This is a genomic window from Acinetobacter sp. Tol 5 (assembly GCF_019702905.1).
GTDB lineage: Bacteria > Pseudomonadota > Gammaproteobacteria > Pseudomonadales > Moraxellaceae > Acinetobacter > Acinetobacter bereziniae.
In genome coordinates, this window is the sequence record NZ_AP024708.1 from 1,036,713 (window position 1) to 1,062,610 (window position 25,898).

A 25,898-nucleotide genomic window follows, 5' to 3' on the forward strand; every position below is an offset into this window, starting at 1 on the left:
AAGTCTCCTTCATTATATTGATATCGATGTGTTTGGGATTTATAAAGTTATTTATGCTAAACCAACAATCAGTGGACCGAGCAGGGTTAAAAATACATTTGCGAGCGCATAGGTAATTGCAAATGGAACAGTTGGAATCGAATTTCCAGCTTTGTCTAGTACGCCACCAAAAGCAGGATTGGCACTTCGTGAGCCTGTTAATGCTCCTGCCATTACGGCGACATTGTCATAACGAAGGACATAACGGGCAAAGAGCATGGAAAGAATAAGTGGGACTAGGGTAACCACAACCCCAATCATAAAGAGCGATAAGCCACTTTCTTTAATGGTTTGAATAGCCTGTAGCCCTGATTGCAGTCCAACAGCAGCAACAAAACCAGCAAGACCGAGATCTTTAAGTAGTTGTGAAGCGGCTAAGGGCATGTTGCCATGCACTTGATTTCGGCTACGAAGCCAACCGAAGAGTAGACCTGAAAGCAGAGCACCACCACCTGCGCCAAGCGTTAAAGGTACATCCCCAATTCGGATAACAAATAAACCAATGACCAAACCAACGACTAAGCCAGCGCCGTGAAAAATCCAATCTGTTTTTAAACTCTCAGGTAAGGCTTTTCCTGCTTCTTTGACTAAACGATCAAGATCACTTTTTGTTCCATAGACAGTCACGACATCACCTTGGTGAAGTACAGTATCATCACTCAACCTTTGAGCTTCACTGTTACGTTTAATCGCAAGGACATAAATGCCATGTTTTAAATAATCTGGCGTATTGGTCTTAATATCACCAAGTGTGCGGTTGGCATATTTTGAATTTCTCAAAATAACATCGGTCGTATCCATGATCATTTCCATGCCTTGTGAGGACTGTAATTCAGATCCGATAGACGCAGCGATGGAAACAATACTTGCTCGTCGACCCACTACGAGCACAACATCATCTTTTTGTAAGCTGATGTCAGGGCTAACATCAATAAACTGATCTTTACGTTTTAAGCGTTCAATGGTCACACTTGGGGCAATGGTTTCAAGTTCTGCAATAGTTTGTCCCGCGGCTTGTTTGACTTTGTAGATTCGTCCAACAATTTCAGGCATTGCCAGTTCTTGACCTGGTGCAAGTTCAAAAGCACCTTTTAACTGTTCTGCTTGTGCCTTCAACGCATCATCATGTATTTCTCGACCCATGAATTTTGGTAGAAGATTTACACAGACAATAATGGCACCCAATGAGCCAAAAATATAAGTTACAGCATATCCAATCGCAACATTGGCTTGGAGCTTTTGGATTTCTGCAAGTGGTAAATCTAAACGAGAAATTGCATCTCCTGCTGTACCGATGATTGCCGATTGAGTCATTCCACCTGCTGCAAGCCCAGCGGCTAAACCTTTATCCAGATTAAAGATTTTTGCCATTGCTAAAACAGTGATCAGACCACATACTGCCATAAAGATCGCCAACAGAATTTCTTTAATCGATTGTGGACCGAGTGATTTAAAAAACTGTGGACCACTTTCAAAGCCAACTGCATAAATAAATAGAGCAAAAAGAATGGCTTTTACGCCATTGTCTATGGGAACACCAATCAAGCTCAGAATTACTGCGACAAGCAATGATCCTGCAACCCCCCCAAATTGAAACTTACCGAATTGAAATTGACCGATCCAAAAACCTATTGCTAAAGATAAGAATAATAGGATTTCTGGACTATGTTTTAACTCGCCTTGTAGCCATTCAATCATTTTACGGCCCACCTTTATTATTTAATCTATATTTGATAATGAAATAAGATATTTAAATTTTTGCCTTCAATGAAAATACTATTTAGTTAAAGCGCTGTAAATTTTTAGGTTTATATTTAAATTATTTCATCATCATTTTTTGTTGAATTTAAATATACAGCGAATATAAAATTATTCTTAAGGGATTGTATTCTTATAATTGATTAAAGTTTTAATTGTCTAACAATTTATTATTTAGAGGCTATCTTTAATAAGTAAATTTAAATAATTAAATTAGATTAAAGAAATTATTATAATAATTTAATAGTTTTTTGTTGCTTTTAAAGCAGTTTTATTATCTTTTTATTTTTGTTAAGTATATGAAAATTTAAGTAATTTATTTATCTTTTGTTTTTTGTCTTAAAGCTGTTGCTAATGTGTATCCGTAGGTAAATAATAGCCAATATATGAATATTTCAATTTTTTTATTGAGTGGTAATGCGTGTGACTTATTTTAATCGTGGAATTATAAATTGTAGTCATTATATCAATAATTTGTGATTTTAATAAAGTAAAAATAATAATATGTGATTTTATTTTTATTTTTGTGGAATCGTAGATTTTAAAAAGTGAATGGTAAGTGGTTTGAATTTTGATAAGCATACTGATCTGAATAAAATGATGGATATATCGTTTTAATTAATAATCTTGGGGTGAGGTGAATTCACAATAGTCTGATTTATTTAATAAAAATTAATTAATTTTGAATTATAGAGATAAGCAACTTAAACAATGACAGAGTGGTAGTAGAGGTCTAAATACCACCCTATATTGAATAAAAATGACAGCCATATACTATGAGGAAAAACTAGCTTTTAGGATGTGCTTTTGGATTGCCATTGTGGGTAAATCGACAGAATATAGCGCTGAAACTGTTGTGTTACTTTAGGATTATTTGAGCGTTTTAAATAGTCAAAAACGGCATTTAAATAAACTTCACTCGGTTGTAATTCAAAGCCTAAATTTTGACTGAGTTGAGTGTAATGCTGTTTGACCAGATCTGGATTTTCAGGAATTGATTTAATATTGATCTGCATGCCTTCAAAAATATAACGCAAACCGTCAAGGTTACCTTTCAATGGTACAGTGCCGTGATCCTCGCCTTCATATTGGATATATTTATAGTTCAAATGTGCAAAGGGTTGTTGAGTTAAATATTGATTGAATTTTTGAATACCATTGTAATGGCTGTCCAAACTGGCGGTATTTTCACTGCTGCCGACTTGTGTTAAGAATAGTTTTTTGTGCTGAAAATCTTTGTGCTTTACTTCTTTAAAACGCTTGAGCATGATTTCATCATCCCACCAAATACTGGGATCATGCACAATATAAGCTTGAATATTTTTGTGACCGTTCAGCATATGATTCAGTGCAGTGATTCCTCCAAAAGAATGACCAATCAATACATTTAAGCCATTAGTACGATATTTTTTTTCTACGTCAGGCATAAGCTCAGTTTCTAAAAAATTAAAGAAAGCAAGATTTCCGCCAGTTTTACCTTTGATCAGCCGTCCTTCTTTAATTTGAGGCTTTTGCGGTGTAGGTGTTAAATCACGTGCTCGATCTGTATTGACTATGCCGATAACCACCATTTCAGGTATTGAGGGATAAGGAGACTTAGATAATTTTTCAATAATCCCTGTCACATAATGAAAGTTACTTTCACTGTCTAAAAGATATACAACAGGGTATTTTTGATTGGGATATTGATTATAGCTGGCTGGTAGATAGACCTGAATTGCTCTTTTTTCATTTAATACAGTAGACACAAAGTTGTGTGTTTCACCAATTTTGATGCTGCTATCCGCAAAACTGGGTATTGAGATTTGCATAGACAATACGCCCAAAGCCAAGTAGAGAAAAGTTTTCTTGATCATAGAAAGATCCATTCTATATTTGTGATGTCATCACACCAATTTAAAAAGTAAACACTTGCTCAATCAGCAGCAGGTATTATATGTAAATCAATACTTAGAGTATTGACCATGATGGGACTGGACCCATGCATGGTGCTTTAATGACGTTTTAAATCAAATTCATTTTTAAAATTTATATTGAATTGATGCGGTATAACGTCGTGGATCACCATAAGTATTTGCCCATGTATTTAGACGGTATTTTTCATCAGTTAAATTACTGACATTTAGTCCAAGATTAAGATCTTTGTTGATTGCATAACGAGCCATTACATCAACTAAGCCAAAGGATTTTTGACGAAAAGCTTCATAATTTAGACCTGTTTTACTTTTATCATAAAATTCATTTTGCCAATTTACACCTGCACCAACAGTTAATTTATTTTCCATCACGGGTAAGTTGTAGGTGGTGAATAATTTAAATTGTTGTGTAGGGCGATCGGTATTGATACGTTGACCATTTTTATCTTTCGTTTCAGCTTGGGTATAGCCTGCTTGAATATTCCATTCAGGTAAAATTTGCCCTGAAATTTCAAGTTCAAAACCTTGAGTTTTTGCACCTTTGACGCCGTGATAATAAGTTGATCCCGCTGTTGTCCATCCATTGATGACAGCTTGATCTGTATCACTGTATTTTCCAGCAGATTCAGCAACATTATCCATTTTTGCTTGAAAATAAGCGGCACTCATATTTAATCGGTCATCATAAAAACTTGCTTTAAACCCGCCTTCATAATTGTCACCTTGCTGTGGGGCTAACATATTGTATGCATAATCACGGTTGGTTTGCGGTAAGAAAATATTGGTATAACTTGCATAAGCAGTAAGATATGAGGAGATATCAAAAGTAATCCCTGCATAAGGTGTAAATTGATTGGATTCTTTGATTTTAGAATCTGAAACTGTATTTCTAACTGTATTTGTAGAATGGGTTTTTAAATCATAATTGGACAAACGCCCACCCACAATAATATGTAAGGAATCAATTGGATTAAGTCGAGTTGCAAGATAGTAGCCACTTTGCTGATAGTCTTTATTACTTACACCAGTCGCAATGAGAGCTTCTGGCGGGAGAGCAATTTGCCCATTCCATGTGTTTAAGTTAATCGTATCTTTACTACTATATCCTGCATAAGCATTGTTATTACTCTTTAGATTTTGATAACTTGCACCAAGCATCAATTCATGTTCACGTCCCAAAAGAGAGTAGTCGCCAGTGACTGAAAGATCTAAGCTATGTTCTTCTGGGCTGAAATCATTTTGTGATGCTGCAAGTGATGCAGTCATTTTGGTGTAGTCGACTTGGGCAACACCAATGACGCCATATAAAGCATCAATGTCTTGTTTGGTATAATTATAATTGGCTTGAATTTTCCAACGATTGTTGAATTCATGTTTTAACTCAGTAAATAAATTGAGTGTATCCACATTGCTATAAGCCCAACGTGCATTGGGGTTAAATTCACGATTGAACGGCATCAATGTGCCATCATCACCAAATACAGTAATCCCGTGTACACCTTGTCCATTGAGACGAGAGCGACTGAGTAGAGAACCAACACTGAACTGCGTTTTTTCGCTGAGATCTGCATCAACTACTGCATAAAGTGTGGCATCACGTTGATCTCCCCAATCACGCCATGAATTGCTTTGACCATAAGCAGCGACGACTCGTCCACGGACATCTCCTGACGATGTTAAGGCACTTTGCGCATCAAACGTTGAGCGAATCGCTTGATCTGATCCTACATTGAGTTGAATCTGACCTGTTGGTGTAGTACTGGTTGCATGTTTACGATTGAGATTAATACTGGCACTTGGATAACCTGCACCATTGGTGAGTCCAGCAGCACCTTTGAGTACGGTAATATTTTCATAAATAATGGGATTTAAATTGCTGAGAGATGAACCGTTTTTGCCACTGGTTGCAGGAGAGGTCATTACACCATCTACCTGATAGTTCAAGATTTGATTTCCCCGCGCATAATAGAAGGTGTATTCACCACCATTCCCAACTGCACCTTGTGCACCATAGCGTTGTACATAAATGCCAGGTGTTTGTGATAAAACTTCTTCAACGGTATTTAAATTTTGATCTTCGATATGTTGGCTGGTCATCACCGTTACGGATTGTGGAGTTTCCTTCAAGGTCAGATCAAGCTTCGTTGCTGCTCGAGATTTTCTTTCAGTATATCCCGTGTTTTTTTCTGTATCGGCTTTTACTTCGATTGTTGGCAATTGTGTTGAGAAGTCTTCTGCGATTGCGGTACAACTGATCAAGGTGAGAGAGCTGAAAAGAACATGACGTACAGATAAGCTTAGTGTTGAAAGTTTCATTGGAATAAATTTTTTATAAAGATGCTAGTGATAATTATTATCATTTAAAATAAGGGTAAAAATCAACAAAGATTTATGCTCTTTTTAAATTTTTAATTTATTTAATTGAGGTAAGTCATTGAGCCTCAATATTTTTCAAATAAGATCGAACAGTTAATAGTGCTTATTATTAATATATTCTTCCATTAAATAGAGAATTGCTTAATCGGGCGAAGCTTGGTGAATATGAAGCAATATCATCCAATTGAGCAGGGATGATGATACAGATTAGGCTAAAATATAAGCATGATTTTAAATCATACATCTTAATTCATAAGCTGTATTTCTCAGTAAAGGCAAAATTTGCTGAAGCAGTTGTTCATCAGTCATTCGATGAGTTTGTGCAATACAGTTTAACGCTGCAACGGCATCACCTTGACCATTTAAGACAGAAACGGCAATCGCAATAACACCGAATTCATGCTCTTCTTTTGATAAACAATAATCTTGTTTTTGTACTTGATTCAATATTTGATAAAACTGAGTTTCATCTTGGATGGTATAAGCAGTAAGTCTTTTTAAACCATATTTGTTCAGCCATTGTTTTTGCTCTTCTGGACGCAGTGCTGCCAGTAAAACCTTACCTGTTGAAGTTGCATGAGCAGGTAAGCGATTACCCAAATGCATGCCGTACGGACTTACACGTAGATTATCTTGTTGGGGTAAATAACTTCGTGCAATTGGCACAACTTCATGTTCATCTAAAACCACCAATGAAAAAGTCAAACCTGTTTGTGCACTCAATAAATTTAAAATTGGTTGTACAACTTTAGGGAGATGAGCAGAACTCAGATAAGAGCTCGATAAGCGTAATACTTTGTGTGTTAACCAGAAATAATGATCATCACTTTCTAAATAACCTAAATATTTTAAAGTTCTTAAATATCTTCGAGCTGCTGTGCGGCTTAATCCAGTACGTTCAGCAACTTGAGTCGAATTGAGTTTTTGACGATCAATACCAAAAGCTTCAAGTAAACTCAGTCCTTTGGCAAGTCCAGCGATGTAGTCGTCCTGCTTAATGGTTTCACCTGAAATTTCATTTTTGACTAAATCGTATCTCATCGTTCATTCATTCTCGATTGTATTTGACCGATATACGGTCATTGTTACCACTATACGGTGATTATCCAGTTTTCACCATATCAAAAGTACAGCAAAGAAATTAATTTAAGTGTCAGGATATGGAGAAAATATTATGGAAAATTTAACCACACAAGTTGCGATTATTGGTTCAGGACCAGCAGGGTTATTGCTTGGACAACTGTTGTTTAAAGCGGGCATCTCCCATGTGATTATTGAACAACGTAGTGCTGAATATGTAGCTGCACGCATTCGAGCAGGCATTCTTGAACAGGTCTCTGTAGATTTATTAGCCCAAGCGGGTGTGGACAAGAACTTAAAAAAGCTTGGACTGCCACATGATGGTATTGAAATTTTAACCAATGGCTTAAAGCATCGTGTCGATTTAGCTGAATTAACTCAGGGGAAGCAAGTTACGGTTTACGGACAAACGGAAGTCACAAAAGATTTAATGCATGCTCGTGAAGCGGCAGGTTTACCTACTTACTATGAAGCTGAGCATGTACAAATTCATGATTTTGAGCAAAACCCGTATGTTAGCTTTCAGCATAATGGTCAATCGTACCAGCTCAGATGTGATTTTATTGCAGGCTGTGATGGCTATCATGGGGTTTGTCGTGCAAGTGTGCCTCAAGATAGAATCAAAACTTTTGAAAAGATTTACCCATTCGGTTGGTTAGGTGTACTTGCAGATGTACCCCCTGTATCAAATGAGTTGATCTATGTGCAGTCAGAACGGGGCTTTGCTTTATGTAGTATGCGTTCTCAAACACGGAGTCGATATTATTTGCAAGTCCCTGTGACAGATCATGTTGATGAATGGTCGGATGAAAGATTTTGGAATGAATTAAAAAATCGTTTGGATGAAGAAAGCCGTGAAAAAATAGTAACAGGGGCTTCCCTTGAAAAAAGTATTGCACCTTTACGTAGTTTTGTGACAGAGCCAATGCGATTTGGAAAATTATTTTTGGCAGGTGATGCTGCACATATAGTACCTCCTACAGGTGCAAAAGGTTTAAATTTAGCAGCCTCTGATATTGCTTATTTATCACATGCTTTGATTGATTTTTATCACAATGACTCGGAGAAAGGCATTGAAGAGTATTCTGAAAAATGCTTGAAGCGAGTATGGAAGGCGGAACGTTTTTCATGGTGGATGACGCATTTACTGCATCGTTTTGAAACAGAAAGCGAGTTTGATCATAAAATTAAACAGGCTGAATTGAGTTATATTTTAGAATCAAATGCTGGATTAACTACATTGGCAGAAAACTATGTCGGTTTACCTTATGAAATTAAAAGTTTTAATGAAATGCAGGGTAGTCGTTGAGACTTGGTTAGTCATTAATTTTTAAAAATAGAAAGTTACCTATTTTGATCAAGGTTTTAAATCTTAATTAAATATAGGTGGCTTTTTTTGTTGCTAATCAAATTAAATGCAAAATAAAAAGCTTGATCTTGATGTTTATGATTAAGCTAAATTTAAAATGCTATGGCTATATTTAAAGTTTTATTTAAACGTATTTTAAGCAATTTTTTGATAAACAATGAAAAGATATAGTTAAGAAAAGGATACTAAGATTAGGAAAAAGTAGTGTGATTGTTCATAAATAATGCGATAAAAAATACCGGAATTTTTGAGAATTAAAAAAACAAAGGATTCTGGATGTTATAAATTATTTTATAAAAATATATACTTAAGAATGAAAAATACCAAGAATTGGGTATTTTTTTATCAATTGGAAAATAATAATTTATTTACTCCATAACTCAAAGAGTAATTAAAATGACTAATTTAAATATTTTAAGTATTGATCAAAATGAAGAGTACATTGTGGTTTCCCTTATAAATAATCAGGGTAAAAACTATGAGGTTGGTTATCCAAAATCTGCAGGATATAGTTTAGAGCTAGTGACAGATACATTGAATAAAAAGCAAATGGATAAAGTTGAAGGAAGCCGTTGTGAGTTGAAATGGGAAGTCAATGTAAAACCAAGTTATACATCGGATTGCGCAAAAGCATTAGGTATTTCAGAAGGAAATGTAATAGGCGGTATTAGTAAGATATATCAATGCCGTGTACAATTTCATAATACAAAAGGTTGGGGCTTTACATTTTATGATTTAAGTGGTGATGACTATAGTTGTTCAACCTTTTTAAATGGATGGCACTATATTGATTATAATTCGAGTGAGCCTACAATCATCGCTGTTGACTAATAGAATTATTCGCCCATCTTTTTGATAAAAAAGCACACGCGTTGCTTTTTTATCAAAGAACTGCATCAATTTAGAGTGTATCAATAGTTAAGATTGAGTTTAATATTAAGTAGGTTTTATGCCTGTAATGTAACTTGGTAAACCAAAGCTTTACTTTCAAACCAAATAGATTCAAATCAAAAATTTGTTTTCCTTTTATGGGTGAACTTGTTAGCATCAAAGGGTATTTTTGAAAGCGTGCAGCAGTGAATGTCTTCAGGTCAACAAGTCTTAATTAAACTTAGAAAAATGATTATTGATGGTGAGCTTGAGGGCGGTACCAGAGTTGCAGAGATTCCAACGGCTGAGTTATTAGGGGTATCTAGACAGCCAGTGCGTATGGCATTTCGTTTGCTTGAGCAAGAAGGTTTACTGATTAAAAATCCAACTCGGGGATATACGGTTCGAGAAATTTCAGAAAAACTGATCAATGATGCACTTGAAGTGCGTGGTATCCTTGAGGGACTGGCAGCTAAAACCATTGCAGAACAAGGTTTGACAGAAGAACAGAAAAAAACACTACAAAATTGCATTGTCGAAACTGAAAAACTTTTTGATGGAAAAACTGAGTTTGGTGATCATGAACTGGAACGTTACCATCACTTTAATGTGATTTTTCACGATACCATTATTCAAGGCGCGCAAAATGTTGCGTTGATCCAAGCCTTAGCCAAAAACAATCAATTGCCCATGGCCTCTGCCCAAGCCATTACCTATGACCAAGCTCAAGCACTTTCAGAATATCGTCGCTTACATTATGCCCATTTACAGCACTGTTCAATTTACGATGCTTTAATGCATAGACAGGCTGGGCGTGCTGAAACATTGATGCGGGAACATAGTAGTGTTGTGGTTTTTGGTGAGACCTTAAGAAACGTGTTGTCACAATAAAACCGAAATGAAATATCAACAGACCCTAAGCAGCTCCTTTTAATCGAATGAAAGGCGCTGTTTTTCATTACAACTCTATCACCAAATTTGTAGATTTTGCTCGGGAACAGCAGGGGGTGAACTGGTTATTTAATGCATGTTCTTCGTCAGTCATAAATACATCGCGGTGATCTGGAACTCCTGCAAGCACACGTGTGATACAGGTTCCACAGATACCTTGCTCACAAGAAATAGGGACATCAAAACCGTTTTCAATTAAGGCTTGGATGGCTGTTTGATGAGGCTGCACTTCGATTCGACGGTCACTGCCTTTGATTTCAATGGTAAACGCTGTATTGTTAGAATTCTCTGGCTTTAGTGCGACAAAGTGTTCTTGATGTAGCTGCTCTGTCTGCCAACCCATGTGTTGAGCTGACTCCATCACAAATGCCATAAAACCTGCTGGCCCACAAACATATAAATGTCTATCAGATGCGGTCTGCTCCAAGGCGGACGACATATCACATTGAGTTTCTGGTTGATCTTGAATATGAAAATAAATTTGACCTGCGAAGTGTTCGGTTAAATTTCCATAGAAGGCAATCATTTCATGACTACGTACAAAATAATGTAGTTCAAATGGGATCCGCTGGGATTTAAGTCGATATGCCATTGAAAGAATCGGGGTAATACCAATGCCGCCTGCAAATAAGATTGCCTTTTGGGTATGAGGATGAATTTCAAATAAGTTACGTGGTGCGCCAATACGTAACAGATCACCTTCACGGTACTCGGTATGCATGCAACGAGAACCACCTCTAGAATGTTCATCATGTAAAACACCAATCACATAACGATGCTTTTCACGACAACAATTTGAAAGCGAGTATTGGCGCGTTAAACCATTTTTGAGATGTACATCAATATGCGCACCTGCCTCAAAACTTGGAAGGACAGAACCATTGCTTGAAATCAATTCAAAGGCTCGAATTGATGGAGTAAGTTGATGAATTTTATTAATAACAACGTCCATGTTTATTCTCCTTTAAATCACCCGAATATTTGGAAATTTATGTTTTGTTGTTTCAGGCGTGAGAGTACTTTCTTGTGCCAGTAATCGGTCAATCACTTTACGTGACTGTACGCCACCAGCATCAATATTTAGCATCAGTAACTGGCGATGGGGATTTCGCAAAATATTTTGTTGCTGCTGTTCCAACATTTCTAAATCTTCGGTAAAGATTTTGCCTTGACCTTCGCGGATGAGATCAGTGAGGGTCGGGTTATCTTGTTGGAAATTACGTGCCATTCCCCAAAAATACCAATGCGAGGTTTCTGTTTCAGGGCTAATAAAATCAACCACAATCGATGACACTTTTTTATCTTTAGGGGCATGATATCCGCCATGTCCAGCATGAGCGACACCCACTTCAATGTGTACGTTACTTGGTGCAACGAAGTGGCAGCGTTGCCAACGATCTACGGCAACATCATCTGCTAAGTTATTACAACGAAGTGCCATTTGCCAAAATGGGGGAGCGATGACATTTTCGATATAACGCTCAGTAATGACATGATCACCATCGACCTTGGTGATAGGAAGGGCTTCATCAATTTCTTTTTGCCCGATACTGCTCGAATGAACATAGGTTTCATGGGTCAGATCCATAAGGTTGTCGACCATCAGACGATAATCACAATGTATATGGAATAAACCACCGCCATAGCTCCACTCAGGATGATCTGCCCATTCTAGTGTTGGAAGTTTGGACTCATCAGCCAAAGCTTGATCACCAGGCCAAACCCAAATAAATCCAAACTTTTCTATGGCTGCATAGGCTTTATTGCAGGGGAAACCGTTTACACGTTGAGCTGGCATAGAAATGGTTTTTCCCTCGCATCCCATGACTAAACCATGATAACCACAAATTAAATTGCCATCTTCTACATAGCCTAATGATAATGGGGCGCCACGATGTGGACAAAAATCTTCAACAGCAGCGACTTTATTTTCTTTGCCGCGATAGAAAACAATTTTTTCACCACAGATGGTGCGACCAAGCGGCTTGTCTTGAATATCTTCAGGATAGCAAGCAACATACCATGCATTTTTTATAAACATTTGTGATGACTCCTTATCACTTATTGGATCCAATTTATATCAACACAGGTAAACGGTCAATCGATAAAATGATCATTTTTGATCATTGAAGTCTTTGATTTAGGATTGGTTGTTTTATTTTTATCGGTATTTTACTGTTTTTATTTAAAAATATCTATACGATATTTATGTGTTTATTTGTGCTTTTATTTATATTTTGGATCCAATTTTTATTTTTGTTGAATGCTCATCGTATTGCGGAAACTGAAATATTTAAAAATGTCGCGGTGAGCTTTTTTAATATTCTCAATAAGGTCACTGACTTAAAAGAGGTTAAATGAACTTAATGGATCCATTTTTATGTAATCTTCAAATGTGAAAATTAGTTTCTAGTTCTTCTGATTTAAAAATTATTATTTAAATCATGTATTTTAATGTTTTAATATTTTTTTGGAAAATATTTTTTAATAATACTATTGATTTTTTGGATCCAATTAGTCAGGATGAAATAGAGCAGGACGCTCCAAAAAAAATTCTTGTTCAAAAACGAGTTTTAAAAATTAAATTATTCCTCTAGGTAATTATGGATACGGATATGCATAACCACCCAACAACGCAACTCGGTAATGTCGTGCGTATATCCTATCCAGATTGGGAGATACACAAATGGAAAGAGATGTACTTCGTGAGATAAGTCAAAATAAAATGAGCCGCTACCAATGGTTCGTGATTTTGATTTGTGTTTGCCTCAATATTATTGATGGTTTTGATGTCATGGTTATGGCATTTACCGCGCCTTCAGTTTCAGTTGATTGGTCGCTTTCTGGTGCTCAAATCGGTTTGTTATTAAGTGCTGGTCTATTTGGTATGGCTGCTGGTTCGATTTTTCTGGCACCACTTGCCGATAAAATTGGTCGCCGTTTACTGATCTTAATTTGTTTGGTGATCGCTGGGATTAGTATGCTGGTATGCGCTTTTGTCAATAGTCATAGCATGTTAGCCATCCTTCGTTTTGTCACAGGGATTGGGGTTGGCGGTATTCTTGCCAGTAGCAATGTTTTGGCCAGTGAATATGCCAATACGCGCTGGAGAAGTTTTGCGGTAAGTTTAATGTCTACAGGGTATGGGATTGGTGCCACACTTGGTGGGATATTGTCACTGGCACTGATTGAACATTTAGGCTGGCGCTCGATTTTCCTTGCAGGTGGGATCACAACCATTGCAATGCTGTTGGTGAGTATATGGTTATTGCCTGAGTCCTTAGATTATTTGTTGGCAAAAAGACCACAACAAGCGTTAGGGCGAATGAACTCAGTATTACAGCGTATGGGCTTAACTCATCTAGATGCCTTACCTGATTATGCAAAAAGTGATGCAAAGGGTGGCGGAGATTTTGCCAAATTATTTGGTGGGCAACAGGGCTTTCAAACATTGTGTCTATGGGGGGCTTTCTTTCTCGTAATGTTTGGCTTTTATTTTGTGATGAGTTGGACACCGAAAATTTTAATTTCAATGGGAATGTCGCCTGAACAAGGGGTTACCACAGGTATTTTAATTAGTATTGGTGGGATCTTTGGTGCAGCAATTATTGGTTTGCTGGCATCCCGTATCAAAATTTTCTATGCCTTAAGTCTATTTCTAGGACTAACTGCCGCATGTGTGTTTTTATTCGTGGCTGTCTCGGCCCAAGTGAGCGTGGCATTGATTGTTGGTCTATTACTTGGAACGCTGATTAATGGCTGTATTGCTGGTTTATATTCTATTTCACCTACAATTTACGATGCCGATATTCGTAGTCGTGGCGTAGGCTATGCTATTGGTTTTGGACGTATTGGTGCCATTTTATCACCAACAATTGCAGGCGTTTTTTTAGATAAAGGTTTAGCGCCAGCCACACTTTATGCATATTACGGAGTGGTATTTATTTTGGCAATTGTGCTTATTTTAATGTTGGGTAATGCATTTTATCGACATAAAAATGAAGCAGCCTATACGCTTAAAACAACAACTTAATCCTCTAAAAATTAAATAGTTGAGATAAAAAATGAAAAAAACATCCTTGTGGGTGTGGGTATACTTTTGCCCATTATTTAGTGCTCTGGCGCATGCCGATTTAGTGACAGACAGTAGTGCAGAGCTAACGCTTAGAAATTTTTACTTTGACCGAGACTATAAGCAAGATCCATATCCTTATACTGCTGCGCGTGATTGGGCGCAAGGTATTATCTTTAATGGTCAATCGGGCTATACCGATGGAACAGTTGGTTTTGGTGTTGATATATTGGCAATGGCTGGATTTAACTTAATTGGAGATCGAGCCAATGACTATGCACGGAGTAACTTATTACCTGTAAATGCAGATAATTCACGAGATGATTATTATGGGAAAATAGGGCTGACTGCCAAAGCAAAATTTAAGAGAAATGAGCTCTTTGTGGGGGATTTGGTTCCACGATTACCCACGATTTTTTCTTCACCTGCGCGTTTGTTCCCTCAAACTTATCGAGGTGCTCGGTTTGTTTCCAATGAAATTCCAAAGTTACAATTGGAAGGTTTTTATGTAGACCAAGTGCGACAACGTGATTCGATTCATTATAGTGATGTCGGTACGGACAATATCAATCGTCGTTTTGCTCAATCAGCAACAACAGATTACTTCTATAGTTTTGGTGGTGCCTATCAACTCAATGATGCGTATCGAATACGTGCTTATCAGGCTGAATTACATGATATTTACCAACAGCAATTCTTGGGTTTTAATGGTAAACAGCCTTTAAATGAACAGTTAACTTTTTTAAGCGATGTGCGATTTTTCAATAGTCAGGAGACAGGTAGACAAAAAATTGGTGATGTAGATAACCAGCATTTAAGTGGATTATTTGGCTTAAATTATCAGAACCATACTCTGTCTTTGGGTTATATGCAGGCCTTTGGCTCAACAGGGTTACCATTTTTATCGGGAACTGAAAGTCCTGTGGTGCTTGATTTTATGAGTTCAGATTATTCTAACAAGGACGAGAAAGTTTATTCACTGCGTTATGAATATGATTTTAAAAATACAAAATTAGCTGATATTTCTCTCAATGGACTGCGTTTTATGACCCGCTATGCCAAAGGGCAAGATATTGATTTACTTAGTTATGGCGATAAACGTTTTAAAGAAGAATCGATGGAGCTTGATTTAGCTTATAAAATCCCAGAAGGGAAGTTAAAAGGCTTAGGCATGCGAGCACGTTTTTCTCATTACCGAAATGATATGCCAACCAATATGGTCTTTCACTCAGCCAATGAAACTCGTTTAAACATAGATTATAGCTTTAAGTTTTAACGGAATCTGTATTACAAACGGTTCTTTGATTCAAAGAACCGTTTTATGTTTCATTAGTATTCTGCTCAATCCAATGTACCAAGTCATAAATCTTTTCAGCGACCTCAACACCTTTAGTTTCAGATAAAGAGTATTCAACATGCGGTGGAATGACAGGAAATTCTTTACGCACAACGAAACCATCATTTTCTAAATCACGTAAAGTTTGGGTCAGCATTTTTTCACTGATGCCATCAATTCTACGTCTCAATTCACTGAAACGATGCGTGCCTCTTCTTAAACAAAACATTACCAGTACGCCCCAGCGATTGGTTAAATGCATTAGTTGCATTCGAGACGGGCAATTTTTTGATAAAACATTTGCAGCTAAACAGGACGTGTCTGTTTTCATAGATTTTCCAAGATCAAGTCACTTACTTTTTTGTAAGTACTTACAAAAAGTAATTGTCTTCTTTACTATAACAAATATCAGCTGAAATGTGTTTTGCATATTTCGAAAGTCTATCTATTTCTAAGAGGAAGTTTATGGCGTCTCCGATTCTGCACTGGATTATTGATCCGATTTGTGGCTGGAGTTATGGTGCATTGCCTTTGATAAATGCAATTGAGGAAGGTTTTCCTAATCTTCAATGCTTACATCTTGGTGGTTTATATAGTGAAGATCATCAACCGCAAATGACGGCTGCCATGCGCGCACAAATTATTCATTATGATGAGCAAATCCATCAACTCACTGGCGTAAAATTTGGTGACGATTATAAAAATGGCTTGCTCAAAGACAGCAGCTTGAAGATGAACTCAATTCCTGCAACACATGCATTGTTAAGTATCAAGCAGGCGCTGGGTTATGATTCGATGATGGCGTTATTAAATTTAATACAACAAGCTTACTATCAGAAAGGCTTAAATGTCACACAATATAGTGTGCTTGCTCAGCTCGTTGCTGAACTTGGTATTCGCCCTGACCAGTGGTCAAAATACTTAGATGCTGTGGATCAAAATCAGCTAGATCAACACATAGATCAAACACGTCAACTGTTATCACGTGTACGAGGACAAGGTTTTCCTACAGTGGTTTTTGAAAACCAACATGCGGAGATTGGTCAGCTTCCTATTCATGGTTTTTATAATAAACCACAGGATTTGGTACGTTTTGTAGAGCAACAATTACTTAAAACTTCATTTAATTCTAAAGAGAGATAAGGCAATGAAATTATTTTTAAAATCTATTCTAGTCAGTTCAGTTGCTTTGAGCGCCTCAGCATTTGCGACAGAACTTACCTATAAAGTGTATAACCCTCAAACTCAGGGTATTTTTCCTGTGACTTCGACTCTAATCTCGGGGGAAAAGGATGCAATATTGGTTGATGCACAATTTAGCACGCATGATGCTAAAAACTTGGTCAAGTTGATTCAAGACAGTGGTAAAAATCTTCAATATATTGTGATTACCGCAGGTGATCCAGATTATTACTTTGGTTTAGAACCTTTGGTTCAAGCCTTTCCAAATGCTAAAGTGATCGCTACGCCAGAAGTGGTTAAGCATATTGAAGCCACAAAAGTTGGTAAATTCGCCTATTGGGGACCGATTTTAAAAGATGCTGCACCCACTCAAGTGATTGTTCCGAATGCAACTGAAGCAAAATCAATTGAATTAGAAGGTGAAAAAATTGAAATTAAATCACCTGGCAAATATGCATCTTATCTTTGGGTACCACATAACCGTACCATTCTTGGTGGGGTAGGGGTATCTTCTGGAATTCATTTGTGGACAGCAGATACACAAAGTGAAAAACAACGAGATGCTTGGAAGAAAACACTGAAACAAATGAAGCGTTTAAGCCCAAGCGCTGTTATTCCTGGACATTATATCGGTGATATTCCAAAGGCAACACAAGCCATTGATTTCACATATCAATATCTTGTGGATGTCGATAAAGTTTTAAAGGATCATAAAGATTCTGCATCAGTTATCGCTGCATTAAAGGAAAAATATCCAAATTTAGCTGAAGAAAGTTCTTTGGAGTTGAGTTCTAAAGTGCTCACAGGCGAAATGGAATGGAAATAATTTAATCCTTGTTTTGATCATGTAAAAATGATCTATGATTGATACGATATGCGCTTGAAACTTAATCTATTTATTTAGGTTAAGTTTCTGGTTTTTTGTAGCTACTTATTATGATCAAAAAGAATAAAAGAAAAAAAATGCTGCGAGTCTAAATTATTCAATTAAATATCAAATATAACAACAGAATTACATTTGTAATTGAATCATGTTTGTCATATTTCATCAGATGAATCAGATACCTATTTTCACTGAATGATATCTGATTTAAATGTAATGCATATTTGTGTTTTAAATTTGTATGTCTAGGGGTTTTCCCTCATTCAAAACATGTTTTACTCAAGAATATACTGTAGTCACTGAGCCAAACCACAAAAAAATTTTGGAGCATAACATGAGTGAATTAAGTAAACTGCCAACCCCAGATTTAGCTGAAGATAATGCTTTTTTCCCATCCCCATACTCTTTAAGTCAATATACATCTTCAAAAACTGATTATGATGGGACAACTTATCCGACACCGTATACAGGCAATAAAAAAATACTGATGATTGCAACGGATGAGCGTTATATCTTGATGCAAAATGGAAAGTTTTTTTCAACAGGTAATCATCCAGTAGAAATGCTCCTTCCTGTATTTCATTTGGATGCTGCAGGTTTTGAAGTGGAGGTGGCTACACTTTCGGGGAATCCTGTCAAACTTGAAATGTGGGCAATGCCCAATGAGGATAAAGCTGTTTTAGATACTTATCACAAGTATGCTGAAAAACTTAAAAATCCATTGCAGCTTGACGATATTCTTACTGAGGCGATCAGTGAAAATTCGCCTTATGCTGGTATATTTATCCCGGGTGGGCATGGTGTGTTAGCAAAAATTCCAGAAAGTAAAGCGGTAAAACAATTACTAGCGTGGGCGGTAAAACATGATAAGTATGTGATTACCTTATGTCATGGTCCGGCATCATTACTTGCTGCCGCTGTAGATGAAAAGCCTGAAAACTATATTTTTAAAGATTATGAGATTTGTGTTTTTCCAGATTCTTTAGATCAAGGTGCAAATATTGAAATTGGTTATATGCCGGGTGCTTTGCCATGGTTGGTGGGTGAAAACCTAGAAAAATTGGGGGTAAAAATTCTCAATAAAGGTATCACTGGGCAAGTACATAAAGACCGTAAACTCCTGACTGGAGATAGTCCTTTAGCTTCAAATAATCTGGGTAAATTAGCGGCTGAAACTTTACTGGCTGATCCTGAATTGGTTTAAACTTTGAGGAAAGTAGTCCCCGCTGCGCCTTGCGCTGCAAACAAAAAGCAGTGCTTTGTTCTTGCTCAGGGTTGTGGCTAAAATTATCTCAGGCTACGTTATGAAACTTGAAAATAGTCTCGCTATTCTCTTCATTTCCTTGCGGAGTATACTCCTCATGCCTGCTCAATTTTAACCTACAACGCAAGCCATTTATGAAATGTCCACAGCCCCTAATAAATACAAATTTAATGCTGATTTTTGACCAAGAGATTAAAATTGACAAATAAAGCGCTACGATTTGCACCACATCAATTGGCTGATCTATTGTTTCAGACAGTGTACCAATTGAATCAGGCGCATCACCTGCAACAGGTTTTTCAGATTCTGGTGAGTTTTGCAGCAACATTAAATTTTGATCGTATTATTGTTTGCAGTGTTTTCCCTCACAATCAAAGTGAATGGGTGGATGAAATTTTCTTTGTTTCAGGACCTTGGTCGAATGTTGAAAATATTGATGAGCGTGAAATCTATTTACGTCGTTGCCCCATCACTCGTCATATTTTTGAATATGATGAACCCTTTTTTTGGACAAAGACTTTAAATAAAAAAACCGGAAAAGAAAGCTATCGAGTTATTAAAAATACGTTGTATCAAGATGAGCTCAGCGGAATACAAGTCCCTATTTTTGGTCGAACTGGTTTAGAAGGTGCTTTTTCCTTTGCAGGAAACCTGTCTGATGTCAGTGATGATTTTAAATTAATGGTTCAAATGATATGTCAGCTTGCATTCCGAAAAATTTTATCCTATCGACCTGATACTTCGGTACAGCAGCGTAAATTGACCCAACGAGAAAAAGAAGTGCTGAAATGGGCTGCAATCGGACATAAACAGATTGAAATCGCGGAAATCTTAAAAATTTCAGAGCGAACAGTCGAAAATCATTTAAGAAATGTTCGTAAGCGTTTGGGGGTAAAGTCCACAGCACAAGCGATAGCTTCAGCAATGGTCAGCAAAGAAATTGAAATATAGAGACGTTGCTGAGGGGGATTGATTAAATCAAGCGTGGATCATTCAATGTGATAAAACTGCATTCTAATCGATACTATTACTGAAAAATTAGCGTTTGTCTTTTAGATTTCTCACTAGATCGTGATCGTGCTATGATGAGTTGGGAGGCGACAAAAGTCGCCATCCCAAGCCATTTGTAAAGCCACAACAGCGAATACTTATTTAACACCAGTTTTTTTGCATACCTGAATCATTCACTATTCAATTATTCACTAGTAAATCATGAATGATTTTAAGGTATCTATTTGACTGATTAAATCATACGAATTGAATCGTTTTTTAATTCATTCCTGAATCAAACTCCATTATTCCGCAGTTTCAAATTGTTTAAGTGCTTTAAAACGACCAGACTCAGCATCTTGGTTATGCCGACGTGCGAGCAGGCTGTATATGGTTGGCAAAACAAATAGGGTGAAGAATGTTCCAATCAGCATGCCACATACAATCACCAGCCCTAAGCCAAAACGGCTATGTGCGCCAGCACCAGTGGCGAACAGTAGAGGGATCAGACCAAACACCATTGCCGCAGTGGTCATGAGAATCGGACGTAAACGAATTTGAGCTGCTTTTAGAATGGCTTCTCGCCGATTTAAACCTTCGTGAACTTGCAGTTCATTGGCAAATTCAACCATCAAAATACCATGTTTACTGATCAAACCAATTAGTGTGACTAAACCAATTTGGGTATAGATATTGACAGTTGCAAGCCCAAACGCCAAAGGAATCAGCGCACCACAAATCGAAAGAGGTACAGTGATCAGAATAATAAAAGGATCCATCAGGCTTTCATATTGAGCCGCCAGCACCAGATAAATGACGATCAATGCCGCTAAAAATGCAAACATTAAACTGTTGCCTTCTTGCATATATTGACGTGCATCTGCTTGCCAGTCATAACTAAAACCTGTTGGCAATTCCACAGCGACCTGTTCAAGAAAAGTCAAAGCTTGACCTAAAGATACACCCTGAGCAGGAATCGCCTGAAAAGTTGCTGAGTTTTGCTGATTAAACTGAGTGAGTTTATTCGGTTCGACCTGTTCACTCAAATGTACCACAGTCGAAAGTGGGATCAGTGAGCCTTGATCTGTACGGACAAATTGTTGGGTTAATGCTTGTGATGTCAAGCGCTGCTGACCAATACTTTGTGGTATTACATCATAAGCACGTCCTTGCATACTGAAACGATTGACGTAATTTTCACCGACTAATATTGCCAGTGCTTCGCCAATATCTTGCATACGTATCCCTAAGCTATTGGCTTTGGATTGATCAACCTCTATCCGTGTCATGGGATTATTAAAATCTAGATCACTATCGACCACCACGAAAAGCCCACTGTCACGCGCTTTCTGTTTGATGTTCTCCATGGTTTGGTAAAGCGTAGAATAGTCTTGCGAAGTCCTTAATACCATCTGTACCGGTAAGCCTCCAGTAGAGCCGGGCAGCGATGGGTTTTGAAACACGAATATACTGGTACCTTCTACACTGCCGACCTGACTTTGTAGACCTTGTTGAATTTCATCCGCAGAGCGATGACGTTCTTTCCATGAGGAAAGCGTGGTTCCACCGAAACTGGAAGCGGGTCCATCAGTTCCATTAATAATCCATGTCGTACTGGTTTCAGGAAAACGCCAAAAAATTTTATCCAGTTCAAGATTAAAATGTTCAGCATACTTTAGGTTGGCATGTTGTGGTGCTTTAATGGCTGTCAGTACACTAGCTTGATCTTCAAGAGGCGCCAATTCTTTTTGTGGCAATTGATAGAGCAAGGGGAGACTGGCAAAAACACCGATGGCAAAAAGTACAGTGATCCAACGGTGATGCAATGAAAAATCCAATATTTTTCGATAGGTTTGCGTTAATTGTTCAAAAAACCATTCAGCTGCCTTTGCCATTTTTCCTTCTTGCTGTTTAGATTGAAGCAGAAATGAACTCATGACTGGGGATAAGGTGAGGGCGATGATGCCTGAAACTAAAACAGCGCCAGCCAGTGTAAATGCAAACTCTTTAAATAAAGAACCTGTGAGCCCTCCCATTAAACCAATAGGCGCATAGACTGCTGCAAGGGTCATGGTCATTGCAATTACTGGACCTGCAACTTCTCGAGCACCAATCATCGCAGCCGCTATTGGAGATAAGCCTTCTTCGATATGACGATGGACATTTTCCACCACCACAATTGCATCATCCACCACCAGCCCAATCGCAAGGACCATCGCCAAAAGAGTCAACAAGTTAATGCTAAAGCCACAAAGCAACATCAGTCCCAATGCACCAAACATGGATAAAGGTATAGTAATCACTGGAATCAATACACTACGCAAAGAGCCTAAACATAAATAGATCACTGCAATGACAATCAACAGTGCCTCGATAAAAGTATGTAAAACTTCATCAATCGATGCATCGATAAAGCGTGCTGTTTCGTAGGCCAAATTGACTTTGACACCCGGAGGCAAGGTCTTTTGAATTTCAGGTAATTTGTCTTTAATGCCTTGAACAATGACCAATGGATTTCCTGTTGGCGTGGCTTGTAATCCGATAAATATCGCAGGCTTTCCATCCATAGATGCACTGGTTTCTGTAGATGCTGCACCTAACTCAACTGTAGCTACATCTTGAAGTCGAATTAAATTCTGTCCGTTATTTTGAATCACCAGATTTTTAAAATCTTGGATACTGGTGAGGTTGGTGGAGACATTGACATTGGAAATCACCAGCTCACCTTTAACCTGTCCCGGCGCAGCTTGATAATTATTTTGGCGAATGGCGTTAGCAACATCAGCAGCCGTAACCCCTCGACTTGCTAGACGATCTGCATCCAACCAAATTCGCATGGCTAAACGTTGACTACCATAAGATTGTACTTTGGCAACACCCTCAATGGTGGAGAGCATTGGCTCGACAACTCTGGACAAATAATCACTTAACTCTGGCAATGACAATTGTTCTGTGGAAAATCCAATATAAGCAACATCCGTTGATTCACCTGAGGAACGTTCAATCACAGGATCAAAAGCCTGTTGTGGCAGTTTATAGCGAACCTGATTCACTTTAGCCATAACCTCGGTTAATGCCTGAGTCGAGTCTCGATTTAATTGCATTCTAAGCGTAATGACACTACGTCCTTGGACCGTAGAAGAACTCAAATAATCAATCCCTTCAACTGAAGAGACGGCTTGTGCAATCGGTTGAGTAACAAAACCTTGTAGTAGTTCAGCGGATGCACCGGGGTATTCGGTACTGATACTAATGGTTGAGCTTTCAAGTTGTGGGTATTGACGGATCGGCAGTTTATTTAAGGCAAATAAGCCTGCCAATAAAATTAAGGTACTTACCACCAGCGCAAGTACAGGGCGTTTGACAAAAAGATCGGTAAACTTCATGACATGACCCTCTTAAACTTCAGGTTTTACTGAAGATGTGAGGTGTTCGAGTGTATTCAGCGTAGGCTCAATTTGCATACCATCACTTAATTTTAACTGCCCAGAAACCACAACTTGATCACCTGCTTTTAACCCAGATTTGATTTCAATACGTCCTTGTTGGCGTTCACCCACCTCGACAGTAACGCGTTGTACAGTAATTTTTTGAGCATCATGTTTGGCAACAAAAACAGTATTGCCATAAGCGGTATAGGTGATTGCGGTTTCAGGGATAACCAAACTTGAGCGTTGAGCTTCTTGGATGCTTAATTTAGCGTACATTCCGGGTCTGAGTTGGCGATCTTGATTATTCACAATCGCTTGTCCTGAAATGGTTCGAGACTTACTTACGATGGGTTCGATGGCATTGACAATCGCGGTGTAGGTTTTTTCAGGATATGCATCAATTTGTAGCTGTACAGATTGTCCCAATTTGAGTTTTGATGCCAGTTGTTCATCCAACGTGAAATTTGCCAGCATTTGTTGTGAATCGACCAGATTGGCAATGCTTGTTCCAGCTTCTAAAAATTGACCTTGATGTACTTGTCGGATGCCCATCACACCTGAAAATGGTGCTCGAATAGATTTTTGTGTAATTGTGGCTTGAAGTTGTTGTATTTCAGCACGTGTCATATCTCGATCAGCCAAGGCACTATCCATTTCCGCACGTGAAATCGCATGGCTATCGATGAGCAGTTGGCTGCGTTTATAAGTCATTTCTGCCTGTTTCAGTTTGGCTTGTAAACGACCTAATTCGCTTTGTTCAACATTACTTTTGAGTTGTACCAATAACTGTCCTTGCTGTACATACTGTCCTGATTGGAAATAAATTTTCTCAATCATTCCTCTACTTTCAGAAGAGACTTGAACTTGTCGAATTGCTTCCAATTCACCAATACTGGAAAGTGTTTGTGGCACCGTTTGTTCAGTGACTGTACTTAGGGCAACTTTAACAAGTGGATATTGAGAGGAGGGTGATTCAGTTGCTTTACTAGAGCTGATATAAAAATAACTGCCGCAGCCGATTAACAGTACAATCATGCTCATTGTGAAAATCAGTGTTTTACTTTTCATGCAATGACTCCATGACTACGGAGTTGCTGGCGAAAATGGCTGGCAATGGTAATACTCCAAAGCCCACCGATCACAGCAATATGTTCAATCGCAAAGTAAAGCGCAAGTGTGGCTTGTAGCCCTGACATTGTCCAAAAAGTATGTACGATAAAGATGGTCAGGAGCAAAAAGATAGAAAGCAACAACGAACCTAGCCACATGTGTCGTTCAAATAAAATGCAGTAAGCACCAACCAGTAAAATCAGTGCGGAAGCATAATTGAAAAACCATACAGGTGTTAAACCTGCTGCTTGCATTTCCATATATCCAGCTTCAACATTTAACACTTTACCCAGCCCCGAACTAAAAAATAAAAAGGCGAGGCTACATTTGACAATGACCCACAGCCACTGGCTTTCTAAACTTAATTTAACCAAATAAGGCATAAGAATATTTCCAGAAGAAATTAGACTGAATGATTAAAATTCTTAAAAAAGAATAGCTTGTTGGTGTTGTTTACCACCGTGTCAAGCAGTCTAAAACCTCAAGTTATATTGAGGTCAACGGTTTTTTCAGTATAAAATTGAGCTGCTCTAGGTTGCTTAAGAATAGTTCGATCTCGATGTTTTGAGCTAAATTTGTAGACTAAAGCTGTGGTCTTAAACACCAAAAACTTCTTGAAAGCTTGAGGATGATTGTGAGTAGATCAATTGACAAATCAAGCGACTTAACCTATAAAACCTCAAGTAATGTTGAGGAATATTGCAATGGAAAAAGACATAAAAATTGATTTTGATCGAATGATGACGGTGGGTGAAGTTGCCAAACGCAGTGGTGTGGCTGTGTCAACCTTACATTTTTATGAATCTAAGGGTTTAATCAAAAGCATTCGAACCAATGGTAATCAACGTCGTTTTCCAGCAATTGTTTTACGTTATATCGGAATTATTAAAGTTGCACAGAAAGTGGGAATTTCTTTGGAGGAGATAAAAACGGCATTGAGTGTTTATCCAATTGGTAGCAAATTAAGTGCGGAGCAATGGTCTGAACTGTCGTCACGTTGGCGTAAAGATTTAGATGAACGAATTCAAAAACTGACACGCTTAAGAGATGAGATGGATTGGTGTATTGGTTGTGGTTGTTTGTCGTTAAAACAATGTCCTCTGCGAAATCCAGAAGATGTACTGGGGCAAGAGGGTTCTGGTCCACGTATTTTAGAGCGTGTTGAACCATAATATTCTATTTGAATTTAAAGAAAGATTTTTCACGTATTATTAAAGGGGGAAATTTGCCTTTTTTATGATTTTGTAAATGATAATCATTATTTATTATGG

General features: G+C 37.8%; 20 protein-coding genes. 10 read left to right on the forward strand and 10 right to left on the reverse strand.

Going from position 1 to position 25,898, the window contains the following annotated elements; all coding sequences use genetic code 11:
• Nucleotides 1-51: 51 nt before the first annotated feature.
• The 4 genes from aspT to TOL5_RS04880 all read right to left on the reverse strand — a co-directional run bounded on the left by aspT (nucleotide 52) and on the right by TOL5_RS04880 (nucleotide 7,130).
• Nucleotides 52-1,737, reverse strand: coding sequence for an aspartate-alanine antiporter (aspT, locus tag TOL5_RS04865; protein ID WP_121773910.1), 1,686 nt, complete (start codon nucleotides 1,735-1,737; stop codon nucleotides 52-54).
• A gap of 854 nt (nucleotides 1,738-2,591) precedes the next feature.
• Entirely contained in the window at nucleotides 2,592-3,653 is a 1,062-nt protein-coding gene (locus TOL5_RS04870; RefSeq protein ID WP_121775779.1) for an alpha/beta hydrolase, read from the reverse strand.
• 165 nt (nucleotides 3,654-3,818) lie between these two features.
• Nucleotides 3,819-6,029 (reverse strand): TonB-dependent siderophore receptor, encoded by a 2,211-nt coding sequence (locus TOL5_RS04875; protein WP_121775780.1) that lies wholly within the window; start codon nucleotides 6,027-6,029, stop codon nucleotides 3,819-3,821.
• Nucleotides 6,030-6,320: 291 nt separating this feature from the next.
• Complete coding sequence (locus TOL5_RS04880; RefSeq protein ID WP_121775781.1) at nucleotides 6,321-7,130, reverse strand: IclR family transcriptional regulator domain-containing protein; 810 nt, start codon at nucleotides 7,128-7,130, stop codon at nucleotides 6,321-6,323.
• 133 nt (nucleotides 7,131-7,263) lie between these two features.
• Here TOL5_RS04880 and pobA point away from each other — a divergent pair, with 133 nt between their 5' ends.
• The 3 genes from pobA (at nucleotide 7,264) to TOL5_RS04895 (ending at nucleotide 10,299) form a co-directional block, all read left to right on the forward strand.
• Nucleotides 7,264-8,478 (forward strand): 4-hydroxybenzoate 3-monooxygenase, encoded by a 1,215-nt coding sequence (gene pobA / locus TOL5_RS04885; RefSeq protein ID WP_121775782.1) that lies wholly within the window; start codon nucleotides 7,264-7,266, stop codon nucleotides 8,476-8,478.
• A 456-nt stretch (nucleotides 8,479-8,934) separates the two neighbouring features.
• Nucleotides 8,935-9,369: a hypothetical protein gene (locus TOL5_RS04890; RefSeq protein ID WP_058967553.1), complete on the forward strand. Its 435-nt coding sequence runs from the start codon at nucleotides 8,935-8,937 to the stop codon at nucleotides 9,367-9,369.
• 249 nt (nucleotides 9,370-9,618) lie between these two features.
• On the forward strand, nucleotides 9,619-10,299 hold the full coding sequence (locus tag TOL5_RS04895; RefSeq protein ID WP_121774213.1) for a GntR family transcriptional regulator: 681 nt from the start codon (nucleotides 9,619-9,621) through the stop codon (nucleotides 10,297-10,299).
• 67 nt (nucleotides 10,300-10,366) lie between these two features.
• Here the strand turns inward: TOL5_RS04895 and TOL5_RS04900 are convergent, their stop codons facing one another.
• Entirely contained in the window at nucleotides 10,367-11,311 is a 945-nt protein-coding gene (locus tag TOL5_RS04900; RefSeq protein WP_121774212.1) for a PDR/VanB family oxidoreductase, read from the reverse strand.
• 12 nt (nucleotides 11,312-11,323) lie between these two features.
• The gene (locus TOL5_RS04905) at nucleotides 11,324-12,400 is read right to left on the reverse strand and encodes an aromatic ring-hydroxylating oxygenase subunit alpha (protein ID WP_121774211.1); all 1,077 of its coding nucleotides are present in this window, start codon (nucleotides 12,398-12,400) and stop codon (nucleotides 11,324-11,326) included.
• A 645-nt stretch (nucleotides 12,401-13,045) separates the two neighbouring features.
• Here TOL5_RS04905 and TOL5_RS04910 point away from each other — a divergent pair.
• Both TOL5_RS04910 and TOL5_RS04915 read left to right on the forward strand, forming a co-directional pair.
• Nucleotides 13,046-14,392, forward strand: a complete 1,347-nt coding sequence (locus TOL5_RS04910) for an MFS transporter (protein WP_009586739.1) — start codon at nucleotides 13,046-13,048, stop codon at nucleotides 14,390-14,392.
• 31 nt (nucleotides 14,393-14,423) lie between these two features.
• The gene (locus tag TOL5_RS04915) at nucleotides 14,424-15,707 is read left to right on the forward strand and encodes an OprD family outer membrane porin (protein ID WP_009586817.1); all 1,284 of its coding nucleotides are present in this window, start codon (nucleotides 14,424-14,426) and stop codon (nucleotides 15,705-15,707) included.
• A 43-nt stretch (nucleotides 15,708-15,750) separates the two neighbouring features.
• Here the strand turns inward: TOL5_RS04915 and TOL5_RS04920 are convergent, their stop codons facing one another.
• Nucleotides 15,751-16,098, reverse strand: coding sequence for a winged helix-turn-helix transcriptional regulator (locus TOL5_RS04920; RefSeq protein WP_121774210.1), 348 nt, complete (start codon nucleotides 16,096-16,098; stop codon nucleotides 15,751-15,753).
• Between the two features lie 134 nt (nucleotides 16,099-16,232).
• Here TOL5_RS04920 and TOL5_RS04925 point away from each other — a divergent pair, with 134 nt between their 5' ends.
• From TOL5_RS04925 to TOL5_RS04940, 4 genes are all read left to right on the forward strand, one after another.
• Complete coding sequence (locus TOL5_RS04925) at nucleotides 16,233-16,910, forward strand: DsbA family protein (RefSeq protein WP_121774209.1); 678 nt, start codon at nucleotides 16,233-16,235, stop codon at nucleotides 16,908-16,910.
• A gap of 4 nt (nucleotides 16,911-16,914) precedes the next feature.
• Nucleotides 16,915-17,775: a Vmh family MBL fold metallo-hydrolase gene (locus TOL5_RS04930; protein ID WP_046760571.1), complete on the forward strand. Its 861-nt coding sequence runs from the start codon at nucleotides 16,915-16,917 to the stop codon at nucleotides 17,773-17,775.
• A 391-nt stretch (nucleotides 17,776-18,166) separates the two neighbouring features.
• Entirely contained in the window at nucleotides 18,167-19,036 is an 870-nt protein-coding gene (gene hchA, locus TOL5_RS04935) for a glyoxalase III HchA (protein WP_121774208.1), read from the forward strand.
• 258 nt (nucleotides 19,037-19,294) lie between these two features.
• The gene (locus TOL5_RS04940) at nucleotides 19,295-20,047 is read left to right on the forward strand and encodes a PA1136 family autoinducer-binding transcriptional regulator (RefSeq protein ID WP_009586687.1); all 753 of its coding nucleotides are present in this window, start codon (nucleotides 19,295-19,297) and stop codon (nucleotides 20,045-20,047) included.
• Nucleotides 20,048-20,391: 344 nt separating this feature from the next.
• On the opposite strand, the gene TOL5_RS04945 is transcribed toward TOL5_RS04940, so the two are convergent.
• The 3 genes from TOL5_RS04945 to TOL5_RS04955 are packed head-to-tail and all read right to left on the reverse strand — an operon-like array spanning nucleotide 20,392 to nucleotide 25,010.
• Nucleotides 20,392-23,472: a MexW/MexI family multidrug efflux RND transporter permease subunit gene (locus tag TOL5_RS04945; protein ID WP_221260665.1), complete on the reverse strand. Its 3,081-nt coding sequence runs from the start codon at nucleotides 23,470-23,472 to the stop codon at nucleotides 20,392-20,394.
• 12 nt (nucleotides 23,473-23,484) lie between these two features.
• Complete coding sequence (locus TOL5_RS04950; protein WP_121774206.1) at nucleotides 23,485-24,585, reverse strand: efflux RND transporter periplasmic adaptor subunit; 1,101 nt, start codon at nucleotides 24,583-24,585, stop codon at nucleotides 23,485-23,487.
• The gene (locus TOL5_RS04955; RefSeq protein ID WP_121774205.1) at nucleotides 24,582-25,010 is read right to left on the reverse strand and encodes a DoxX family protein; all 429 of its coding nucleotides are present in this window, start codon (nucleotides 25,008-25,010) and stop codon (nucleotides 24,582-24,584) included. The genes TOL5_RS04950 and TOL5_RS04955 overlap by 4 nt, the downstream gene beginning before the upstream one ends.
• Before the next feature lie 321 nt (nucleotides 25,011-25,331).
• Between TOL5_RS04955 and soxR the strand changes: the two genes are divergently transcribed.
• Nucleotides 25,332-25,799, forward strand: a complete 468-nt coding sequence (gene soxR, locus TOL5_RS04960) for a redox-sensitive transcriptional activator SoxR (RefSeq protein ID WP_005033313.1) — start codon at nucleotides 25,332-25,334, stop codon at nucleotides 25,797-25,799.
• Nucleotides 25,800-25,898: the final 99 nt, after the last annotated feature.

Excerpts from the sequence above, each read along its gene's own strand:
- aspT (WP_121773910.1), bottom strand. The coding sequence starts at position 1,737 with ATGATTGAATGGCTACAAGGCGAGTTAAAACATAGTCCAGAAATCCTA.
- TOL5_RS04870 (WP_121775779.1), bottom strand. The coding sequence starts at position 3,653 with ATGATCAAGAAAACTTTTCTCTACTTGGCTTTGGGCGTATTGTCTATG.
- TOL5_RS04875 (WP_121775780.1), bottom strand. The coding sequence starts at position 6,029 with ATGAAACTTTCAACACTAAGCTTATCTGTACGTCATGTTCTTTTCAGC.
- TOL5_RS04880 (WP_121775781.1), bottom strand. The coding sequence starts at position 7,130 with ATGAGATACGATTTAGTCAAAAATGAAATTTCAGGTGAAACCATTAAG.
- pobA (WP_121775782.1), top strand. The coding sequence starts at position 7,264 with ATGGAAAATTTAACCACACAAGTTGCGATTATTGGTTCAGGACCAGCA.
- TOL5_RS04890 (WP_058967553.1), top strand. The coding sequence starts at position 8,935 with ATGACTAATTTAAATATTTTAAGTATTGATCAAAATGAAGAGTACATT.
- TOL5_RS04895 (WP_121774213.1), top strand. The coding sequence starts at position 9,619 with ATGTCTTCAGGTCAACAAGTCTTAATTAAACTTAGAAAAATGATTATT.
- TOL5_RS04900 (WP_121774212.1), bottom strand. The coding sequence starts at position 11,311 with ATGGACGTTGTTATTAATAAAATTCATCAACTTACTCCATCAATTCGA.
- TOL5_RS04905 (WP_121774211.1), bottom strand. The coding sequence starts at position 12,400 with ATGTTTATAAAAAATGCATGGTATGTTGCTTGCTATCCTGAAGATATT.
- TOL5_RS04910 (WP_009586739.1), top strand. The coding sequence starts at position 13,046 with ATGGAAAGAGATGTACTTCGTGAGATAAGTCAAAATAAAATGAGCCGC.
- TOL5_RS04915 (WP_009586817.1), top strand. The coding sequence starts at position 14,424 with ATGAAAAAAACATCCTTGTGGGTGTGGGTATACTTTTGCCCATTATTT.
- TOL5_RS04920 (WP_121774210.1), bottom strand. The coding sequence starts at position 16,098 with ATGAAAACAGACACGTCCTGTTTAGCTGCAAATGTTTTATCAAAAAAT.
- TOL5_RS04925 (WP_121774209.1), top strand. The coding sequence starts at position 16,233 with ATGGCGTCTCCGATTCTGCACTGGATTATTGATCCGATTTGTGGCTGG.
- TOL5_RS04930 (WP_046760571.1), top strand. The coding sequence starts at position 16,915 with ATGAAATTATTTTTAAAATCTATTCTAGTCAGTTCAGTTGCTTTGAGC.
- hchA (WP_121774208.1), top strand. The coding sequence starts at position 18,167 with ATGAGTGAATTAAGTAAACTGCCAACCCCAGATTTAGCTGAAGATAAT.
- TOL5_RS04945 (WP_221260665.1), bottom strand. The coding sequence starts at position 23,472 with ATGAAGTTTACCGATCTTTTTGTCAAACGCCCTGTACTTGCGCTGGTG.
- TOL5_RS04950 (WP_121774206.1), bottom strand. The coding sequence starts at position 24,585 with ATGAAAAGTAAAACACTGATTTTCACAATGAGCATGATTGTACTGTTA.
- TOL5_RS04955 (WP_121774205.1), bottom strand. The coding sequence starts at position 25,010 with ATGCCTTATTTGGTTAAATTAAGTTTAGAAAGCCAGTGGCTGTGGGTC.
- soxR (WP_005033313.1), top strand. The coding sequence starts at position 25,332 with ATGGAAAAAGACATAAAAATTGATTTTGATCGAATGATGACGGTGGGT.